Source organism: Salmonella sp. SAL-020 (genome assembly GCF_017372215.1).
Classification (GTDB): Bacteria; Pseudomonadota; Gammaproteobacteria; order Enterobacterales; family Enterobacteriaceae; genus Salmonella; species Salmonella enterica.
Window position 1 is genome coordinate 4,463,130 of the sequence record NZ_CP071690.1, and the last position, 18,703, is coordinate 4,481,832.

The 18,703-nt window shown below is 51.3% G+C and carries 18 protein-coding genes and 2 pseudogenes; 11 read left to right on the forward strand and 9 right to left on the reverse strand.

Features of this window, described 5'->3' with window-relative positions:
* Positions 1-45: 45 nt before the first annotated feature.
* From J1G48_RS21565 to sodA, 4 genes are all read right to left on the reverse strand, one after another.
* Positions 46-249, reverse strand: a complete 204-nt coding sequence (locus J1G48_RS21565) for a hypothetical protein (protein ID WP_000338671.1) — start codon at positions 247-249, stop codon at positions 46-48.
* Between the two features lie 120 nt (positions 250-369).
* Positions 370-765, reverse strand: a complete 396-nt coding sequence (locus J1G48_RS21570; protein ID WP_000133442.1) for a nuclear transport factor 2 family protein — start codon at positions 763-765, stop codon at positions 370-372.
* A gap of 11 nt (positions 766-776) precedes the next feature.
* Entirely contained in the window at positions 777-1,466 is a 690-nt protein-coding gene (yiiM, locus tag J1G48_RS21575; RefSeq protein ID WP_000559218.1) for a 6-hydroxyaminopurine reductase, read from the reverse strand.
* A 69-nt stretch (positions 1,467-1,535) separates the two neighbouring features.
* Complete coding sequence (gene sodA / locus J1G48_RS21580; RefSeq protein WP_000122629.1) at positions 1,536-2,156, reverse strand: superoxide dismutase [Mn]; 621 nt, start codon at positions 2,154-2,156, stop codon at positions 1,536-1,538.
* Between the two features lie 329 nt (positions 2,157-2,485).
* Here sodA and dctP point away from each other — a divergent pair.
* A pseudogene (dctP, locus tag J1G48_RS21585) lies at positions 2,486-3,160 on the forward strand (TRAP transporter substrate-binding protein DctP); the annotation flags it as partial.
* Positions 3,114-4,376: a TRAP transporter large permease gene (locus tag J1G48_RS21590; protein WP_001687840.1), complete on the forward strand. Its 1,263-nt coding sequence runs from the start codon at positions 3,114-3,116 to the stop codon at positions 4,374-4,376. The pseudogene dctP and the gene J1G48_RS21590, both read left to right, overlap by 47 nt.
* Before the next feature lie 156 nt (positions 4,377-4,532).
* On the opposite strand, the gene J1G48_RS21595 is transcribed toward J1G48_RS21590, so the two are convergent.
* A complete protein-coding gene (locus J1G48_RS21595; RefSeq protein ID WP_000378721.1) occupies positions 4,533-5,216 on the reverse strand; it encodes an oligogalacturonate-specific porin KdgM family protein in 684 nt (227 codons plus the stop codon).
* 618 nt (positions 5,217-5,834) lie between these two features.
* Here J1G48_RS21595 and rhaT point away from each other — a divergent pair.
* A complete protein-coding gene (gene rhaT, locus J1G48_RS21600; RefSeq protein ID WP_000063533.1) occupies positions 5,835-6,869 on the forward strand; it encodes an L-rhamnose/proton symporter RhaT in 1,035 nt (344 codons plus the stop codon).
* Here the strand turns inward: rhaT and rhaR are convergent.
* Positions 6,866-7,714 (reverse strand): HTH-type transcriptional activator RhaR, encoded by an 849-nt coding sequence (gene rhaR, locus J1G48_RS21605; protein ID WP_000013290.1) that lies wholly within the window; start codon positions 7,712-7,714, stop codon positions 6,866-6,868. The two genes, rhaT and rhaR, sit on opposite strands and share 4 nt — an antisense overlap.
* A gap of 152 nt (positions 7,715-7,866) precedes the next feature.
* Positions 7,867-8,703, reverse strand: coding sequence for an HTH-type transcriptional activator RhaS (gene rhaS / locus J1G48_RS21610; protein ID WP_000217112.1), 837 nt, complete (start codon positions 8,701-8,703; stop codon positions 7,867-7,869).
* Between the two features lie 287 nt (positions 8,704-8,990).
* Here rhaS and rhaB point away from each other — a divergent pair, with 287 nt between their 5' ends.
* The 5 genes from rhaB to rhaM all read left to right on the forward strand — a co-directional run bounded on the left by rhaB (position 8,991) and on the right by rhaM (position 14,272).
* A complete protein-coding gene (gene rhaB, locus J1G48_RS21615) occupies positions 8,991-10,460 on the forward strand; it encodes a rhamnulokinase (RefSeq protein WP_000143967.1) in 1,470 nt (489 codons plus the stop codon).
* A complete protein-coding gene (locus J1G48_RS21620; protein WP_000211478.1) occupies positions 10,457-11,716 on the forward strand; it encodes an L-rhamnose isomerase in 1,260 nt (419 codons plus the stop codon). Before rhaB ends, J1G48_RS21620 begins: the two co-directional genes overlap by 4 nt.
* A 142-nt stretch (positions 11,717-11,858) precedes the next feature.
* Complete coding sequence (rhaD, locus tag J1G48_RS21625) at positions 11,859-12,686, forward strand: rhamnulose-1-phosphate aldolase (protein WP_001179690.1); 828 nt, start codon at positions 11,859-11,861, stop codon at positions 12,684-12,686.
* A 126-nt stretch (positions 12,687-12,812) separates the two neighbouring features.
* A complete protein-coding gene (fucO, locus tag J1G48_RS21630) occupies positions 12,813-13,961 on the forward strand; it encodes a lactaldehyde reductase (protein WP_000009264.1) in 1,149 nt (382 codons plus the stop codon).
* The gene (gene rhaM, locus J1G48_RS21635; protein ID WP_000619478.1) at positions 13,958-14,272 is read left to right on the forward strand and encodes an L-rhamnose mutarotase; all 315 of its coding nucleotides are present in this window, start codon (positions 13,958-13,960) and stop codon (positions 14,270-14,272) included. Before fucO ends, rhaM begins: the two co-directional genes overlap by 4 nt.
* Positions 14,273-14,360: 88 nt before the next feature.
* On the opposite strand, the gene J1G48_RS21640 is transcribed toward rhaM, so the two are convergent.
* Positions 14,361-14,909: an XRE family transcriptional regulator gene (locus J1G48_RS21640; RefSeq protein WP_001517951.1), complete on the reverse strand. Its 549-nt coding sequence runs from the start codon at positions 14,907-14,909 to the stop codon at positions 14,361-14,363.
* A gap of 100 nt (positions 14,910-15,009) precedes the next feature.
* On the opposite strand from J1G48_RS21640, the gene J1G48_RS21645 reads away from it, so the two are divergent.
* Together J1G48_RS21645 and J1G48_RS21650 are read left to right on the forward strand one after the other, a co-directional pair.
* On the forward strand, positions 15,010-15,669 hold the full coding sequence (locus J1G48_RS21645) for an AzlC family ABC transporter permease (RefSeq protein WP_000683586.1): 660 nt from the start codon (positions 15,010-15,012) through the stop codon (positions 15,667-15,669).
* Positions 15,669-15,992, forward strand: a complete 324-nt coding sequence (locus J1G48_RS21650; protein WP_000527677.1) for an AzlD domain-containing protein — start codon at positions 15,669-15,671, stop codon at positions 15,990-15,992. The genes J1G48_RS21645 and J1G48_RS21650 overlap by 1 nt, the downstream gene beginning before the upstream one ends.
* A 355-nt stretch (positions 15,993-16,347) precedes the next feature.
* Here J1G48_RS21650 and J1G48_RS21655 read toward each other — a convergent pair whose 3' ends face one another.
* The gene (locus tag J1G48_RS21655) at positions 16,348-17,448 is read right to left on the reverse strand and encodes a YiiG family protein (RefSeq protein WP_000828057.1); all 1,101 of its coding nucleotides are present in this window, start codon (positions 17,446-17,448) and stop codon (positions 16,348-16,350) included.
* Positions 17,449-17,630: 182 nt separating this feature from the next.
* Between J1G48_RS21655 and J1G48_RS21660 the strand changes: the two are divergent.
* Positions 17,631-18,651: pseudogene (locus tag J1G48_RS21660) on the forward strand (YiiG family protein).
* Positions 18,652-18,703 lie beyond the last annotated feature (52 nt).

Below are 18,703 nucleotides of genomic sequence, written 5' to 3' on the forward strand. Positions count from 1 at the left end.
TTATTCATGGCTCGGTAATACTTTCTCTTACCGAGCCTTAACCATTTAAAGCGTATCGAGGATGCTGTCCAATTCATCACCATTCACGCCATACTTTTCCGTTATGAACTTAAACTGTTGATACAACTCAGCTAAAAAATCCTCATCCAGAGACCGCTCCCAAAGCTCCTCGATAGATTTGAGGTGATACTCTTCGAATAAGATGTGCTTAACTTCTTCCGTACAAGCCTCGAGAATATGTGCGTCCATAATTTACATATCTTTTGTGAATAATTAATAGGTTACCAGCGGAATAAGGCAAACGCCGTCATCCGGCAATGTACACCTGACAGCCTGACGGCGCTACGCTTATCCGGCCTACGCACCACGCTATCGGGAGATTTCCGGCGCTAAAATCCACTCGGCGCTGTCATTCCACACGTCCATCCGGGTAATTTTGCCATCGCGCACTTCGAAGCGGTCGATAAAGCGGTTATCGGCAAACGGGCGACCGTCGGGCCATTCGCCATACAACGTACCGTTGGAATAAATCACAACGTAATCATCATGCTGCACCGCATCAAACTCGCCCAGCGCCTTCTTCACCCACTTGTAGCGAGCGCCGTTAAACTGCGCGATATCTGCCGCGCCCGCCATCGCCCGGCCTCCGGTGAAGGTAATTTTCACCTCCGGGTGCATATACGTTGCGGCGCGTTCAGCATCGGGAATCATCGAGGCCACCAAAAATTCTTTTACGATCGCCACCGCATTTTCAGCTTCAGTCATAACCCTTCCTTTCATTTTGGCGGAGTTTTATCCCCCCACAGTCGTCTGGCGCTATCTTCAATTTTGCCGCTCAAACGACGCTTTTGCATGGTGCGGCTCCAGCTCGCCGACAGCCCGGCGGCGCTCAACAGCCGGTGATATTGTTCGTCATCAAACGGCATAGACCAGGCGATAACACCCGCTTCATGAACCGAGACATCGCTCAGACGCGACGCCAGTTCCAGCGGCGCATCGCTGGAGACCTTACCAGGCGCAATGACCCGATACAGCCAGCCGGTTTTTCCGCTGTTCTGCATAAGGAGGGCCATGTCGCTGATGGCAAAATGGAAATTAAGTTTAAAGCATGGAGAGCGCGGCTGAGTGACCTGGATCAACACCTCGCCCCAGCGGTAGATGTCGCCAATAAACACGTTGTGTTCGGTCATTCCGTCCGTCGACAGATTCTCGCCAAACGCCGGGGCGCAAAACAGCGTCGCCTGCTCGGGGAACTGGCGAATCCAATCAGCATAGTGTTCGCGGGGGTAATGGCATAGCGCGCGGTCGGGGCCGCCGTGGATTTTCTTTTCGGCCTGCTCATCGCCTGCCAGACCCAGCTCGGTCAGCATAAGTTCGCCATCGGCCTGCACTTTGGCGATAGCGCTCGGGCGGCTGCCGTCATAGTCACGAATTTTGCCAATAAACACGTCAACCGGATAATGCATCTGCTGCTCCTTACGCGGATACAAAAAAAGCGAGTCATCAGACTCGCTTCTACAGTCGTGCAATGCAAATTATTTTTTAGCGGCGAAACGCGCTGCTGCTTCGTCCCAGTTCACCACGTTCCAGAACTCTTTGATGTAGTCCGGGCGGCGGTTCTGGAATTTCAGGTAGTAAGCGTGTTCCCACACGTCCAGACCCAGGATCGGGAAGCCGGAAGCGCCGGAAATGGCTTCACCCATCAGCGGGGAATCCTGGTTTGCGGTAGAAACCACAGCCAGTTTGTCGCCTTTCAGCACCAGCCACGCCCAGCCGGAGCCGAAACGGGTTGCTGCTGCTTTTTCGAATTCAGCTTTGAAGTTGTCAACGGAACCGAAGTCACGCTCGATAGCCGCTTTCAGATCGCCCTGCAGGGTGGTGCCTTTTTTCAGGCCTTTCCAGAAGAAGCTGTGGTTAGCGTGGCCGCCCGCGTTATTACGCAGCACGGTTTTTTTGTCCGCTGGCACCTGGTCCAGTTTAGTAATCAGTTCTTCAACCGGCAGGTCAGCAAACTCTGGCAAGTTTTCCAGCGCCGCGTTAGCGTTGTTGACATAGGTTTGATGGTGTTTGGTGTGGTGAATCTCCATCGTCTGCTTATCGAAGTGCGGTTCCAGTGCATCATAAGCGTACGGCAGGGATGGCAGTGTATAACTCATAATCATCTCCATTATTGTCGAGCGGCACAGTGTTAACGCCGCGTAAGCAGTTGGTTCATTATAGTTAATTAAATGATATTGAAAATGATTATCAATGCCGTACTTTTTCCAGGGTTATAAACGTTACGGCATCCGCTGAAAAAAAATCGTTTTTTACGCCTCCAACCGAAACCGCCTGTTGATGAATTCCTGGAAATCATGAAATGTGAAACAGGGTTTCAAAATCTTTCTTTTGGTGCCAATTTTTGTCAGCGGTGGCAAAATCAAGAAGGTTATAATTTCACCATGCAATTACATTCCCGGTAAATTATTACAATTGCGAGGGAATTATGAAGCAACCTGGTTTTATACGTCTGGCTACGTTGGCCTTACTCTCCACACTCTCTTTCTTCTCCCACGGCGAAACCATTTTGCGCCTGGCCTACGCTGAAAATAGCCAGCCGGTAAAAGATGCGTTGCACTTCCTGGGGCAGCAAGTTGAAGAGAAAACGGGCGGCGATATCAAAGTACAGTACTTCCCGGACGGACAGCTTGGCGGCGAGCGCGAACTGGTGGAGTTGACGCAGGTCGGCGTCGTCGACATCACTAAAGTGTCGTCCGGGCTGATGGAGAGTTTTTCGCCTGAGTACGGCGTGTTCTCACTTCCCTACCTGTTTGCCACCGTCGAGGAATACTACCGCGTAATGGATAACCCACAGGTGATGGAGCCTGTTTATCAGTCCACCGCCGCACAGGGGTTTGTCGGCGTAGGCTGGTATGATTCCGGCGCGCGTAATTTTTATATGAGCAAAGCGCCGGTTAAACGCATTGAGGATTTACGCGGGAAGAAGATCCGCGTCATGCAGAGTGAGACGGCGATCCAAACTCTCAAACTGCTGGGCGCTTCGCCCATCGCCATGAGCCAGGCGGAGGTCTATACCTCGTTACAACAAGGCATTCTCGACGGCGCGGAAAACAATGAGTTCGCTCTCACCATCGCCCGCCACGGCGAAGTCGCCCGTTATCGCCTCTTTCAGCACCATGATGCTGGTACTGCCTTTCGATATTTCGATGTTCGCCACCGCGCAAAAAATGTTCTCCAGCCTGGACAGTTTTGCCTTGCTGGCCGTGCCGTTCTTCGTTTTGTCCGGGGTGATCATGAATAGCGGGGGAATTGCCGCCCGGCTGGTCAATTTTGCCAAACTGTTTACTGGCAAACTGCCCGGCTCGCTCTCTTATACCAACATCGTCGGCAATATGATGTTCGGTGCAATTTCCGGATCGGCAATTGCCGCCTCAACCTCCATCGGCGGCGTGATGGTGCCGATGAGCGCGCGCGAAGGTTACGATCGCGGCTTTGCGGCCGCGGTGAATATCGCCTCCGCGCCGACGGGAATGTTAATTCCGCCCACCACGGCTTTTATCCTTTATGCGCTGGCAAGCGGGGGAACATCGATTGCCGCTCTGTTCGCCGGCGGTCTGGTCGCGGGAGTGCTGTGGGGCGTTGGCTGTATGCTGGTCACGCTGGTGGTCGCTAAGCGTCGAAATTATCGGGTTTTCTTCACCGTCCAAAAAGGCATGGCGCTAAAAGTTGCCGTTGAGGCCATTCCCAGCCTGCTGCTGATCGTGATTATCGTCGGCGGCATTGTGCAGGGGATTTTCACCGCCATTGAAGCCTCCGCGATTGCCGTGGTGTATACATTATTGTTGACGATGGTGTTTTACCGCACGCTGAAAATTAAGGATTTGCCTTCGATTTTGCTCCAGACAGTGGTAATGACCGGGGTCATCATGTTCCTGCTGGCAACCTCTTCGGCGATGTCCTTCTCGATGTCGATCACCAATATTCCTGCGGCGCTGAGCGATATGATCCTCGGTATTTCCGCCAATAAACTGGTTATCCTGTTAGTCATTACCGTCTTTTTGTTGATTATCGGCGCATTTATGGATATCGGTCCGGCCATTCTGATTTTTACCCCGATTCTGCTGCCGATCATGGCTAAACTGGGCGTCGATCCGGTGCATTTTGGCATTATCATGATCTATAACCTGGCGATTGGCACCATTACGCCGCCAGTTGGCAGTGGTTTATATGTCGGGGCGAGCGTCGGTAAGGTCAAAGTTGAGGAAGTGATTAAACCGTTGCTGCCTTTTTACGGCGCGATTATCGGCGTTCTGTTATTAATTACCTACATTCCGGAAATCACACTGTTCTTACCCCGTCTACTGGGCATCATGTAAGCGCATAGTTTCCTGCACATCTCGTTGCCGGATGGCGATTCGCGTCTTATCCGGCCAACGCACGATAATAATTATCCGCAGGTCATCACCAGGTAAAAAAACCGGCTACCTATAAAGTAGCCGGAAAAGGGAATAAATAATAAACAGGGATAATGATTAGAATGTGTAGCCTATACCCACGCGGAAACGGGTTTGTCTTTCATCGCTGTTGCTATTGACGGAAACATTACCTACCTCAACGAATGGCGACCATTGATCAATAATATAGGCAGTTCTGAAGTTATATTCATAGTTATCTTTGCCGCCATCGTAAAGATCATATTTATCAGCTTTCTTATAAATTCCTTCGATTGTCCAGTCAAAGTTGTTCCATTTATAACCCGCCCAGACATCCATACGATTGATGGTATCATCATCACGGATATCAGAAGAACGGCGTACATATTCAAAACGATAGCGCGCACCAACCCACCAGCTTTCATTTAATGTCCACGTCGCGCGGAAGTAAGGCTTATAGGTAGAGTAACCGTTGCCTGTTTCCAGCACGAAACCCGGTTGCCAGGCGACATCACCGGTTTTAAATTGGTAGCTTATCGTATATTCGTTGCCCTGTGTTTCCAGGTCATTAAACGCTTTATTGGTGTCATCCCCGCCTGATTTTGAGATAGCTTCTATCGCAAAACCAACACCATTCGCAAACCGATGAGAAATATACGCACGGTCATAGTTAGCTTTACTATCATCAAGATATTCATGACGAACATCGACATATACTGCATGCGCATTTGTTACAACAAGAGGTAATAGTAAGAAAAGAGATTTTCTCATAACAGAATCCATTTAATTTAAAATTAAAACGTTGTTTCATGTCAGACCATTACAACCATAATACGCAATGTGAATGGCGACAATATAGACAAAGATCTTTAATTTAAAATTGGGATAATATTCAAAAAGCAAAATAAAATAAATGAAATTCATATTCGTCATATAAAATAAAAATCAAAACTCCATCAACAACGCCAATATAGGGATTTCCTTATATTTATATTTCATTGATTCCTAACGTTAATTTCAATATATTTAAATTGTAAATACAAATAAAACAACTAAATAATTACTGTATAACTACCCTTTTATCAAACGGTAAGTCAGACTATTCCCATTATGTGATCTCACGCAGCGTTTTCTTTGCATTACTGCCAGCTAAGTCGTTTCGTGTCGTTATGATGAAGGTATTTTAGAAAAAAAATATTATCCACTGATTTAAATAACATCCAGACGGTCACGATGCGCTCCGACTTTTTTAAAACGTGAAGTTAATCACTTCATTAACGTGCTGATTGCCAGAATACACCCAACGGCGGCAATCGTTATAAGGTTACCAGGCTGCGTAATTTTTAAACTCATGCAAACGGAAGGGGTATCCCGTCCATAAAAAATAATGAGGAACATGTCATGAGTAACGCGATTACGATGGGTATTTTCTGGCATTTGATAGGGGCGGCCAGTGCAGCCTGCTTCTATGCCCCGTTCAAGCAAGTGAAACAGTGGTCATGGGAAACCATGTGGTCAGTGGGCGGCATCGTCTCATGGCTTATTCTGCCGTGGGCAATTAGCGCTCTGTTACTGCCTGATTTCTGGGCCTATTATGGGCAGTTTAACCTCTCCACCCTTTTACCGGTTTTTCTGTTCGGCGCCATGTGGGGCATCGGCAATATTAATTACGGTCTGACCATGCGTTATCTCGGGATGTCCATGGGTATCGGCATCGCTATCGGCATTACGCTTATCGTCGGCACGCTGATGACGCCTATCATCAACGGTAACTTCGATGTGTTAATCCATACCGAAGGGGGACGCATGACGCTACTTGGCGTTTTTGTCGCGCTGATCGGCGTCGGGATTGTGACGCGCGCCGGACAGTTAAAAGAACGCAAAATGGGCATTAAAGCGGAGGAGTTCAATCTGAAGAAAGGGCTTCTGCTGGCAGTGATGTGCGGTATTTTCTCGGCGGGGATGTCTTTTGCCATGAACGCCGCGAAACCGATGCATGAAGCTGCTGCCGCGCTTGGCGTTGACCCGCTCTATGTCGCGCTGCCGAGTTACGTGGTGATTATGGGCGGCGGCGCGCTGGTTAACCTCGGTTTCTGTTTTATCCGCCTGGCAAAAGTACAAAATCTGTCGATAAAAGCCGACTTCTCGCTGGCAAGACCGTTGATTATCAGCAATATTCTGCTGTCCGCGCTTGGCGGTCTGATGTGGTATTTGCAGTTCTTTTTCTATGCCTGGGGTCACGCGCGCATTCCAGCGCAATATGACTACATGAGCTGGATGCTGCACATGAGCTTCTATGTGCTGTGCGGGGGGCTTGTCGGTCTGGTGCTAAAAGAGTGGAAAAATGCTGGCCGCCGTCCCGTTGCCGTATTAAGCCTCGGCTGCGTGGTAATTATTATCGCGGCGAATATTGTCGGTTTAGGCATGGCCAGTTAATCGCTTTGATTACTGAGATGGCGCCATTGGCTCGGCGTCATCCCGGTTTCCCGCGTGAACACCACTGAAAAATAATTACTATCTTCAAAACCGCACTGCATCGAAATCTCGCTAATCATCAGCGGGCTATGCTGAAGCAGATACTGCGCGTGGCAAATACGGACCTGGCGTAAATATTGATTAATCGTCATCCCGGTTTGGGCGCGAAACTGCTGCCGCAGCACCCGTTCGCTGCATTGTTCCTGCTGGCAAAACGCATCCAGCGCAAAGGGACACTCAAGGCTATTAGCCAAAGCGGTAATTAATTTATCCAACAGGGTTTCTCGGGAGGTTGCCGGAAGATCGTCGGTCGCGTAGCGATGCCGTTTTAACGTCATCACCAGTTGACCAAACAGCAATTCCGCCATCTCATTCGCCAGCGGATCGCGTCCATTACTCTCATGTTCAAGCTGGTTAATGACCTGCCGCGCCTGATTCATTCCCATACTGCCCAGCCGCCAGTGAGGATGCCACTGCGCTCCCTGAAAGCCGGGAATCATCGCCTGCCAGTTTACATTGAGTTTCAAACGCTCCGGGCAGTAAATGATATTTTGCAGCACCAGATCGTTAACGGAGGTATAGGAGTGTTTGTCTTCAGCACGAATGTAAAACAGATCGCCGCGGGTAATTCTGTATGGGCGCTCATTAAGAACGTGTAGGCCATTGCCCCGCCAGACCATCACCAGTTCACAAAACTCATGCGTATGTTCCGCAAAAACATCCTGTGGATAGCGATCGGCAACCGTAACGGCCTGCTGCTCATCAGTAAAAAAATCTTTTTTCAAAAGGATTAACTGATTTGCCACCGCAGCACCTCATGTTGAATGCTTGCCGGATGGCGCTACGCTTATTCTGTCTACCGCTCGCCGCCGTAGGCCAGGTAAGGCGCAGCCGCCATCCGGTATTAAAGGGTATAATTATCAGCATATTGGCGACGAAAACGTTGATAGCGTTCGCGTTACTGGATTATCGCATCGCGTCCCTGACGGATATCCCGCGGCGACCAGTTAAATTCTCGGCGAAACAGAGTCGAAAAGTGGTTACTGTCGCCAAAACCGCAGCGGTACGCGATTTCTGTCACGCTATGATCGCTATGGCGCAATAAATGCCGGGCTTTGATCAAACGCAGGCGATTAAGGTAACGTTGCGGCGTCAGCCCGGTATGCTGTTTAAGCTGACGATGCAGCGTGCGTAGCGACAGCGAAAACTGTTCAGCTACCGCCTCCCAGCAGACCTCCTCCGCAAAATGGTCTTCCAGCCATGCCATCAGTTGGTTGAGTTTGGCGTCGTTATTGGTCGCGCCTTCCATCAGGCTACTGCGGCGTAACAACACCAGTAGTTGCATAAACAAAATTTCGCGATTCGCCACGGCAGGCGCATCCATGCCGTCTCCGGCGCGCTCCATCAGACCGACCAACTGGCGCACCTGCTGCAACACACTCTGATTCACCCGCCAGTGAGAAGGATAGTAACCATCCTGCTCCTGCGGCAGCAATTGATCCAACCCCGCCAGAAACTGGAAGGCGTCCGGTGAACGCCACAGTACATTCGTCAGGCATAGGTTGTCGGTATGTTCATATAAATGCCGGTCGTGATCGCGAACAAAACACACGGTACCGCCGCTGATGGTATACGGCTGCCCGTTGAATACATGAATGCCCGTACCGTGTTCCACAATCACGATTTCATGAAAATCATGATGATGTTCAGGGAAAGCGGCTTGCGGCAGACGAGGTTCAATCGCCACGGGCGCTTTACCTGATGGAAAAAAATCCACGCTATGCAGTACGGTCATGGTTGCTTCCTCCTGAATTCAACATGTCCGAATAGTAATTAAGGGTTATCGGCCTCACCTTAAATTTTTGACGCTAAAGCGCGCAAACATGGTCTTTTTTTCAAGAAAAGGCGGGAAAAAGCGGGAAATGCGGACGACATCACACCGGCCTATTAGTAGAAACTGTGAACGCTATCACGTTCATCTTTGCCTTGTTGCCAGCGGCTCATTTTCCTGTCAGTAACGAGAAGGTAGGTCTTTGAGGGCTTTTTTAGACTGTGCGCAATGACTCTAAGAAGGACCTGATTATGACTTTTCGCCATTGTGTCGCGGTTGATCTCGGCGCATCCAGCGGGCGCGTGATGCTGGCGCGTTACGACAGCAAACACCGTACCCTGACGCTACGTGAAATTCACCGTTTTGTGAACTGCCTACAAAAAACAGACGGGTTTGACACCTGGGACATCGACAGTCTGGAAAAGGATATCCGTCTTGGTCTGAAGAAAGTCTGCAATGAAGGCATTCTTATCGACAGCATCGGCATCGACACCTGGGGCGTCGATTATGTCCTGCTGGATAAACAAGGTCAGCGTGTCGGCCTGCCGGTCTCCTACCGCGATAACCGTACCACGGGCATCATGCCGCAAGCGCTGGTCCAGATCGGCAAAAGCGAAATCTATCGCCGCAGCGGGATTCAGTTTCTGCCGTTTAACACCATCTATCAGCTACGCGCGCTGACGAAACAACAGCCTGAGTTAACGGCGCAGGTCGCTCATGCGCTGCTGATGCCCGATTATTTCAGCTACCGCCTGACCGGTGAAATGAACTGGGAATACACCAACGCCACGACCACCCAGTTGGTCAATATCAATACCGATGACTGGGACGATACCCTGCTGGCGTGGACCGGCGCGAAAAAGAGCTGGTTCGGCCGCCCCTCGCACCCTGGCAATGTTATCGGCGACTGGATTTGCCCGCAGGGCAACCGTATTCCGGTGGTAGCCGTCGCCAGCCACGATACCGCCAGCGCCGTTATTGCCTCTCCGCTGGCAAATAAACATAGCGCTTACCTGTCTTCAGGCACCTGGTCATTGATGGGTTTTGAAAGCAAAATGCCCTACACCACTGATGAGGCGCTGGCCGCCAATATCACCAACGAAGGCGGCGCGGAAGGGCGTTATCGGGTACTGAAAAACATTATGGGTTTGTGGCTGCTCCAGCGTGTGCTGAAAGAACGGCGCATTACCGATCTGCCTGCGCTTATCGCCCAAACAGAAGCGCTGCCGGCCTGCCGTTTCCTGATTAACCCGAATGACGATCGCTTTATCAATCCTGACGATATGCGCGCTGAAATCCAGGCCGCCTGTCGCGAGACCGACCAGCCCGTTCCCGTCAGCGATGCCGAACTGGCGCGCTGCATTTTCGACAGTCTGGCGCTTTTGTATGCCGACATTCTGCACGAACTGGCAAATCTGCGCGGTGAAAAATTTACCCAACTGCATATTGTCGGCGGCGGATGCCAAAACTCGCTACTCAACCAGTTGTGCGCCGATGCATGTGGCATTCGCGTGATGGCCGGGCCGGTTGAAGCCTCCACCCTTGGCAATATTGGTATTCAGCTTATGACCCTCGACGAATTAAACAACGTCGATGACTTCCGTCAGGTCGTCAGCGCTAACTACGACCTGACAACCTATATCCCTAATCCTGATAGTGAAATTGCCCGCCACGTTGCGCAGTTTCAACCCAAACGACAGACAAAGGAGCTTTGCGCATGACCACTCAACTGGAACAAGCCTGGGAACTGGCAAAACAACGTTTCGCCGCAGTAGGTATTGATGTCGAGGAGGCGCTGCGCCAGCTCGATCGCCTGCCGGTTTCCATGCACTGCTGGCAGGGCGACGATGTTGCCGGATTCGAGAACCCGGAAGGTTCGCTGACGGGCGGAATTCAATCGACCGGCAACTATCCGGGCAAAGCGCGTAACGCCACCGAACTGCGCGCCGATCTGGAACAGGCGCTGCGTCTGATCCCAGGCCCAAAACGGCTGAACCTACACGCCATTTACCTTGAGTCGGATACGCCGGTTGCTCGCGACCAGATCAAACCGGAGCATTTTAAAAACTGGGTGGAGTGGGCGAAAGCGAACCGGCTGGGGCTGGATTTCAACCCCACCTGTTTTTCTCATCCACTGAGCGCTGACGGTTTTACCCTCTCTCATCCCGACGCGAAAATTCGCCAGTTCTGGATCGATCACTGCAAAGCCAGCCGCCGCGTCTCGGCATACTTTGGTGAGCAGCTCGGTACGCCGTCGGTGATGAACATCTGGATTCCGGACGGCATGAAAGACATTACCGTCGACCGTTTAGCCCCGCGCCAGCGCCTGTTGGAAGCGCTGGATGAGGTCATTAGCGAGAAATTCGACCCGGCGCACCACATCGACGCCGTTGAGAGCAAACTGTTTGGCATCGGCGCGGAAAGCTACACCGTCGGCTCCAATGAGTTCTACATGGGCTACGCCACCAGCCGTCAGACCGCGCTGTGCCTTGATGCGGGCCACTTCCATCCCACCGAAGTGATTTCCGACAAAATTTCCGCCGCCATGCTCTACGTGCCACGGCTGCTGCTGCACGTCAGCCGCCCGGTACGCTGGGATAGCGACCACGTGGTGCTCCTGGACGATGAAACCCAGGCAATTGCCAGCGAGATCGTCCGTCATAACCTGTTCGACCGTGTGCATATCGGCCTGGATTTCTTCGACGCCTCTATCAACCGTGTCGCCGCGTGGGTTATCGGTACCCGCAACATGAAAAAAGCGCTGCTGCGCGCTCTGCTGGAACCCACAGATCAACTGCGTCAGCTTGAGGCCAGCGGCGATTACACCGTGCGTCTGGCGCTGCTGGAAGAGCAAAAATCCCTGCCGTGGCAGGCCGTCTGGGAAATGTATTGCCAGCGTCACGACACGCCGACTGGCAGCCAGTGGCTGGACAGCGTTCGCACCTACGAAAAAGAGATCCTGAGCAAACGTAGCTGACAGCGACACCTGATCTGTAGGCCGGATAAGACGCCCGCGTCGCCATCCGGCAATAAATGAAACACGATTGCCGGATGGCGCTGCGCTTATCCGGCCTACGTAAGACCCGAATAACCTTCGGGCAATAAATGGGAACACGAACATGCAAAATATTACCGATTCCTGGTTTGTCCAGGGCATGATTAAAGCCACGTCTGATGCGTGGCTGAAAGGGTGGGACGAACGTAATGGCGGTAACCTGACGCTGCGTCTGGATGAAGCCGATATCGCGCCTTTTGCGACTAATTTCCACGAAAAACCACGCTATATCGCGCTAAGTCAACCCATGCCGCTGCTGGCGAATACGCCGTTTATCGTTACCGGTTCCGGCAAATTCTTCCGCAACGTGCAGCTCGATCCGGCAGCCAATTTAGGCGTGGTCAAAATCGACAGCGACGGCGCAGGCTACCACATTCTGTGGGGCTTAACCCACGACGCGGTACCCACCTCTGAACTCCCGGCGCATTTCCTTTCCCACTGCGAACGCATCAAAGCCACCCACGGCAAAGACCGCGTCATTATGCATTGCCATGCGACTAACCTGATCGCCCTCACCTACGTACTGGAAAACAACACTGCGCTGATCACCCGCAAACTGTGGGAAGGCAGCACCGAATGTCTGGTGGTATTCCCGGACGGTGTCGGCATTCTGCCGTGGATGGTGCCAGGCACCGATGAAATCGGCCAGGCCACCGCGCAAGAAATGCAGAAACATTCGCTGGTGCTGTGGCCGTTCCACGGCGTGTTCGGAAGCGGACCTACGCTGGATGAAACCTTCGGTTTGATAGATACCGCAGAGAAATCCGCTGAGGTATTAGTCAAAATCTATTCGATGGGCGGTATGAAGCAGACCATCACGCGCGAAGAACTGGTCGCACTCGGCAAACGTTTTGGCGTGACACCGCTGGCCAGCGCCGTAGCGCTGTACTGATACCTCCCAACTCAACGCCGGATGCGGCTTTGCCTTATCCGGCCTACAGGTCGGTGCGCATTTTACCGTAGGCCCGATAAGCGTAGCGCCATCGGGCAACAGGGAATTTTTTTAAGGAGAATAGTGATGAGCTTTATGTTGGCACTGCCAAAAATTAGCCTGCATGGCGCTGGAGCGATTGCCGATATGGTGAACCTCGTGGCGAATAAGCAATGGGGCAAAGCGCTGATCGTTACCGATGGTCAACTGGTAAAGCAGGGCCTGCTGGATAGCCTGTTTAGCGCACTGGATGAACATCAAATGTCTTACCACCTGTTTGATGAGGTGTTCCCAAATCCGACAGAAGAGCTGGTGCAGAAAGGTTTTGCGGCGTATCAGAGCGCAGAATGTGACTACATTATCGCCTTCGGCGGCGGCAGCCCGATCGATACCGCAAAAGCGGTGAAAATCCTCACCGCCAACCCAGGCCCATCTACCGCCTACTCCGGCGTCGGCAAAGTGAAAAACGCCGGCGTACCGCTGGTAGCGATTAATACTACGGCAGGTACCGCGGCAGAGATGACCAGCAACGCGGTGATTATCGACTCTTCCCGTAAGGTCAAAGAGGTAATCATCGACCCGAACATCATCCCGGATATCGCCGTGGATGACGCCAGCGTCATGCTGGAAATCCCGGCGTCTGTGACCGCCGCAACCGGCATGGATGCCCTGACCCATGCGGTGGAAGCCTATGTCTCCGTTGGCGCGCATCCGCTTACCGACGCTAACGCGCTGGAAGCGATTCGCTTAATCAATTTGTGGCTACCGAAAGCGGTTGACGATGGCCATAACCTCGAAGCCCGTGAGCAAATGGCATTCGGCCAGTACCTGGCGGGTATGGCGTTCAACAGCGCCGGTTTGGGGCTGGTTCACGCGCTGGCGCACCAGCCGGGCGCAACTCACAACCTGCCGCACGGAGTCTGCAACGCTATCCTGCTGCCAATTGTCGAGAACTTTAACCGTCCGAACGCCGTCGCGCGTTTTGCCCGTATCGCACAGGCGATGGGCGTAGAGACGCGCGGTATGTCTGACGAAGCCGCAAGTCAGGAAGCGATTAACGCTATCCGTACGCTGAGCAAACGCGTCGGCATTCCAGAAGGTTTCAGCAAGCTGGGCGTCACAAAAGAAGATATCGAAGGCTGGCTGGATAAAGCCCTCGCCGACCCGTGCGCGCCGTGTAACCCGCGCACCGCCAGCCGCGATGAAGTTCGCGGGCTGTACCTGGAGGCGTTATGATCCGCAAAGCCTTTGTGATGCAGGTAAATGCCGACGCGCACGAGGAGTATCAGCGTCGTCATAACCCAATCTGGCCGGAGCTGGAAGCCGTATTAAAATCTCACGGCGCGCATCACTACGCGATTTATCTCGATCAGGAGCGCAATCTGCTGTTCGCCACCGTTGAGATTGAATCCGAGGAGCGCTGGAACGCCGTTGCCAGCACCGACGTTTGCCAGCGTTGGTGGAAACATATGCGTGACGTTATGCCCGCGAATCCGGATAACAGCCCGGTCAGCGCAGAGCTAAAAGAGGTGTTCTATCTGCAGTAAGTCGTGTGCCCGGTGGCGCAAGCTTACCGGGCCTACGGTTTTATTTTTTGTAGGCCGGATAAGGCGGTTACGCCGCCATCCGGCAATTTCAATTCTGCTCCGCTACCAGGATAGCCTGAGTATCCGGTTCCAGCGCTTTAAAGATATGCGCCTGATCGCCGGGATAACAAATGTAATCGCCCTCCGCCAGCTCTTCCGGCGCCTCGGTTAAGCCGACGAGGGCTTTTCCCTGCGTAACAATAATATGTTCCACCGACCCCGGCGGATGCGGGTGAGAGATCCGGTCGGCCCCCGGCTGCGTCAACAGCAGATAGATATCACGCCGCGCGCCGGGCGGACATGCCGCCAGTAATATCGCCTGATAATGCGCCTGCTCCGCCACCACTTTGGTGCCTTCTCCGCGGCGAATCACCTGCGTTTTTTGTACCTGCGGCTCCAGCAGCCTGGCAAAGGGAATGTCGAGCGCGACGCATAGCGACCATAACGTCTCCAGGCTGGGGTTGCCGTTCCCTGCTTCCAGTTGTGAAAGCGTAGATTTAGCGATGCCTGCGCGCCGCGCAATCTCCGCCAGCGACAGTCCGGTTCGCTGGCGTTCGCGTACCAGACTTCTGGCAATGACGCTAATAGGTTGTGTCATAAAGCATCCAACGTTCACTATAACGAACGAAATGTTCGTCTTGTAAAGCAAATCTGTTCCGTTCATTATAATGAAAATTCGTTCGATATGACTAAAGAAGATGAAACACTATTTTTCCTGTCTCAAGGGAGACACGATAAAAGCGATATTTTTAGTGTGCCTGGCCGTGGGCGTCGTCGGCATGTCCTATGGCTCACTGGCGATGGCCTACGGTTTCCCACTGTGGGTGCCGTTTGTCCTCTCTATTTTTGTGCTGGCGGGCGCGTCCGAATTTATGTTTATCGGCATTGTTGCCAGCGGCGGCAATCCGTTAGCGGCGGCGGCGGCAGGACTGCTGGTGAATGCGCGCCACGTGCCGTTTGGCGTAACGGTGCGCGATTTGGTTGGCACCCGCGCCGCCAGCTTTTTCGGCTGCCATATTATGAATGATGAGAGCGTGGTGTTCGGCCTGTCGCAAAAAACACCCGAACAACGTAAAGCCGCCTACTGGCTATGCGGTCTGGGCGTCGCCCTATTCTGGCCGATTGGCACACTGATTGGCGCTGGTGTCGGCAAACTGCTTCCGGCCCCAGAAACCATCGGTCTGGATGCCGTATTCCCGGCAATCTTACTGGCGCTGGTGATCCCGGCGTTTAAAAACCGCACCACATTGATTCGTGGTTGCAGCGGCGCCGCGCTGTCGCTTGCCGCCGTTCCCTTTGTAGCTGCCGGATTGCCGGTGTTGCTTTCGCTGCTTGGCCTACTGGCGAGGAAAAAATAATGGGCAATATGACGCTATTTATTATCGGTATTGCTCTTTTGTCTGCGGGAACCTATTTGATGCGCCTCGGCGGCGCTAAACTTGGCAGCCGTCTGGCGCTGTCTGAGCGTTCACAGGCGCTGCTCTCGGATGCGGCAACGGTGCTACTATTCTCCGTCGCGCTGGCGACCACCTTTTACGAAGGCGAACATTTTGCCGGAATGGCGCGCGTTCTTGGGGTTGGCTTCGCCGTATTTTTAGCCTGGCGTAAAATGCCGCTTATTGTGGTGATTATCGCCGCTGCGGTGGTGACCGCGTTATTACGAATGGCGGGTATTAATTAACGTCTTACCGAACAGTTGGACGTGACACCCTATAAGTGATAAAGGCTGGGCCGCCCTATGCTGAAGTGGCTCAGAATTTTCGCATCAGACGGGATAAATGCTTTCCATATAAATGCCGATCCTCAATGACACTACCAGTACCTTCCAGCGTGACGTCAACATCTTGTGATAGCTTCAGATTACTGGTTTTTCTAATAGCTCTCTTTAGTTAATGTTTACGTCAGCTATTTTTACGGATATTGCCTGATGAAGAATACATGAACGAAAAAAGCGCCTGATCGGCGCTTTTTATTGGCGTTATAGCGTAATTTTATAGGCACTTGCGCCAGCCTGTGCGCAGTTAATGTGCCGTCACTCAACGCAGGCGGTTATAATCATCCACCATCTCGTTATAACTTCTCAACGACGCCGGATAAGAATCCGCAACCATCCATCCTGTTGCAGGGTCCTGCACCCGTTTCTTTTCAAAATCAGAATACTCAACATTGTCTCTGATGCGACGAATATATTTTTTAGCTTGTAGCTGATAATCAGCCGCAGAGCTGATGAAAGAAGAATTACGGCCATCAGTATTCACTTCTTTCAATTGTGCAATCATTGTTTCCAGTTCCGCGACTTTTTTCATCATCGCTTCGGCATCAAAGGTATCGGCAGAAATAACCTTGTTGATCTGCTTTGCCGAAATCATGACAGCCAGAGAATAATAGTTAAATGTTTTACCTTCCGCTTCTTCTATTCTCTTCAACTGTGTCAATTGCCGCCTGTCATTTATTTCCTGAATAGCCTCATGATATTTTTCCGAGACGGGTTTAAAATCCTCGATATTCTTCAGTAATGTCTGATGCAGCGCCTTACCTTTAGCAAAGGCATCATCTTTATAGTTTTCCTGGGTATAATATTTTTCCATGTCGTTAATGGTATTACCCAGCGCGGCGGCGCTATCAATATAGCTAACGGCAACGCCATCAATAGGCTCAAGTAATGGCGTTAAGGCGGCCACCTGTTTCATCTCTTTCTGGCAATTCGTTATGTAAGACTCCGTAATACCATAAATGCCATAAACCAGGCTCTCTTTCCCTGTCGGACCTTTTTTAAAGTCTTTCACCCAATCCGCGTAACGCGCCAGACTGTGCTGAACGGGCAATTGAAGTTTATTAAAACAATCGATATAGACATCCATTTTTTCACTATAAACTTCTTCAGCGTCAACCTCCGGCTGAGCTGGCGTTTCTGGCTTCGCCGCCGGGGGCTGAGTTGCCGTTTCTGGCTTCGCTGCTGAGGGCTGCGCTGGACTTTCGTCAGATTGCGTTTCCGGCGTCTGAGAAGGCGCTGGCGTCGCAGGCTGACTGCTGGCGGCCGGCGTCGCCTCGGTTTTAACATTATTGTTATCACATCCTGTTGCGCCCAGGGTCATTAGCGCAATGATTATCGCTGAGGATAATAAATTCCTTTTCATTTAATTGCCTTTTGTATATTTACGTTGGGGTTCTCTTATTTTAACGAACACATTGATATTGATAATGTTAATTATAATGAAATATGGATTAAGTATTTTTTATGTTGAATAAATCACATACCTGTTTTTTTTCATTAAAATGAATCTGTAAATTTCAATGATATTATTTATAGGTTATTCTAATGAAAAAGGATTTGTTATCATCAATTATTATCGCTATGCTGATGACTGCCGGGCTAAGCGCTTGTGATGAAAAAAAAGCGGACGAACAACCTGTAGCTCAGAGTGCGGACTCATCAGCGAGCAATACACAATCCACATCAGCGGAAAGCGCAGATGCGAACGATGTTCTTAACCAAAAGCTAAATGTTTACATTGATTGTTATAATAATCTCCAGGCAGGTATTTACCGCGCTGTAAATCGTTATGCTAACACATTCGACGATTTCCGCACCGGTCCTACCGGTAAGGAAGACGATCCCTCTCCGCTGGTTCCTGTGTATCCTGCACTTATCCAGGACTGCCGGAAAGACATCAAGGCGGCGGCTGAATTAAAGCCGGCGTTTGCCTCTCTGGATAGTGCTGCTCTGGCATTTATTAATGCGGCTGGACCACTAGCTGAAACAATCAATAGTATGAATAAATACTATGATCAAGATAACTTCAAGGATGATGCCTTTGCTGGCGCTAAAGCGTTCCATAAAACGTTTATAAAACAGTTCGATGAGTTTGATCCCATTGCGCGCCGAGATTACCATTATGAGTGGGCAGCATGCGGCTAATGAAATTAAGGCGACCGAGAAGAAAGAAGGTAAATCCATTAAGTACTATACGCTTTTGACGATGCAGGAAGCCGAGACGCTTAATGACGCTGTAGCTGATGATTCTTTTGATGTGGCGGCAGTAAGCAAACAGCTCGCTGATTTTGAAGAGCATACTCAGAAGCTAAACGAGAAGATCAACGTTGATATAGATAAACATCGTAGCTTCCCTGGTTTTATTTCTGAGCTGGAAAAATTCCAGGGCAAGGTGAAAAAACGCATTCGGCGCGTGCGCGATAACGTGGCGTATACCTCGCATGAGCAGGACTACCTCAATAGCGGCAGCGGTGATATGGTAGATGGTTCTTATGAGGCTGTGGTTAAAGCTTATAACGAGCTCATCGATACCTATAATGGCTATCATCTTGAGCGTGAGTTCTAAGCTTTTCACGCTGCAAATCGCGTGCATATGACCGCTAAACTGAACAAATAAG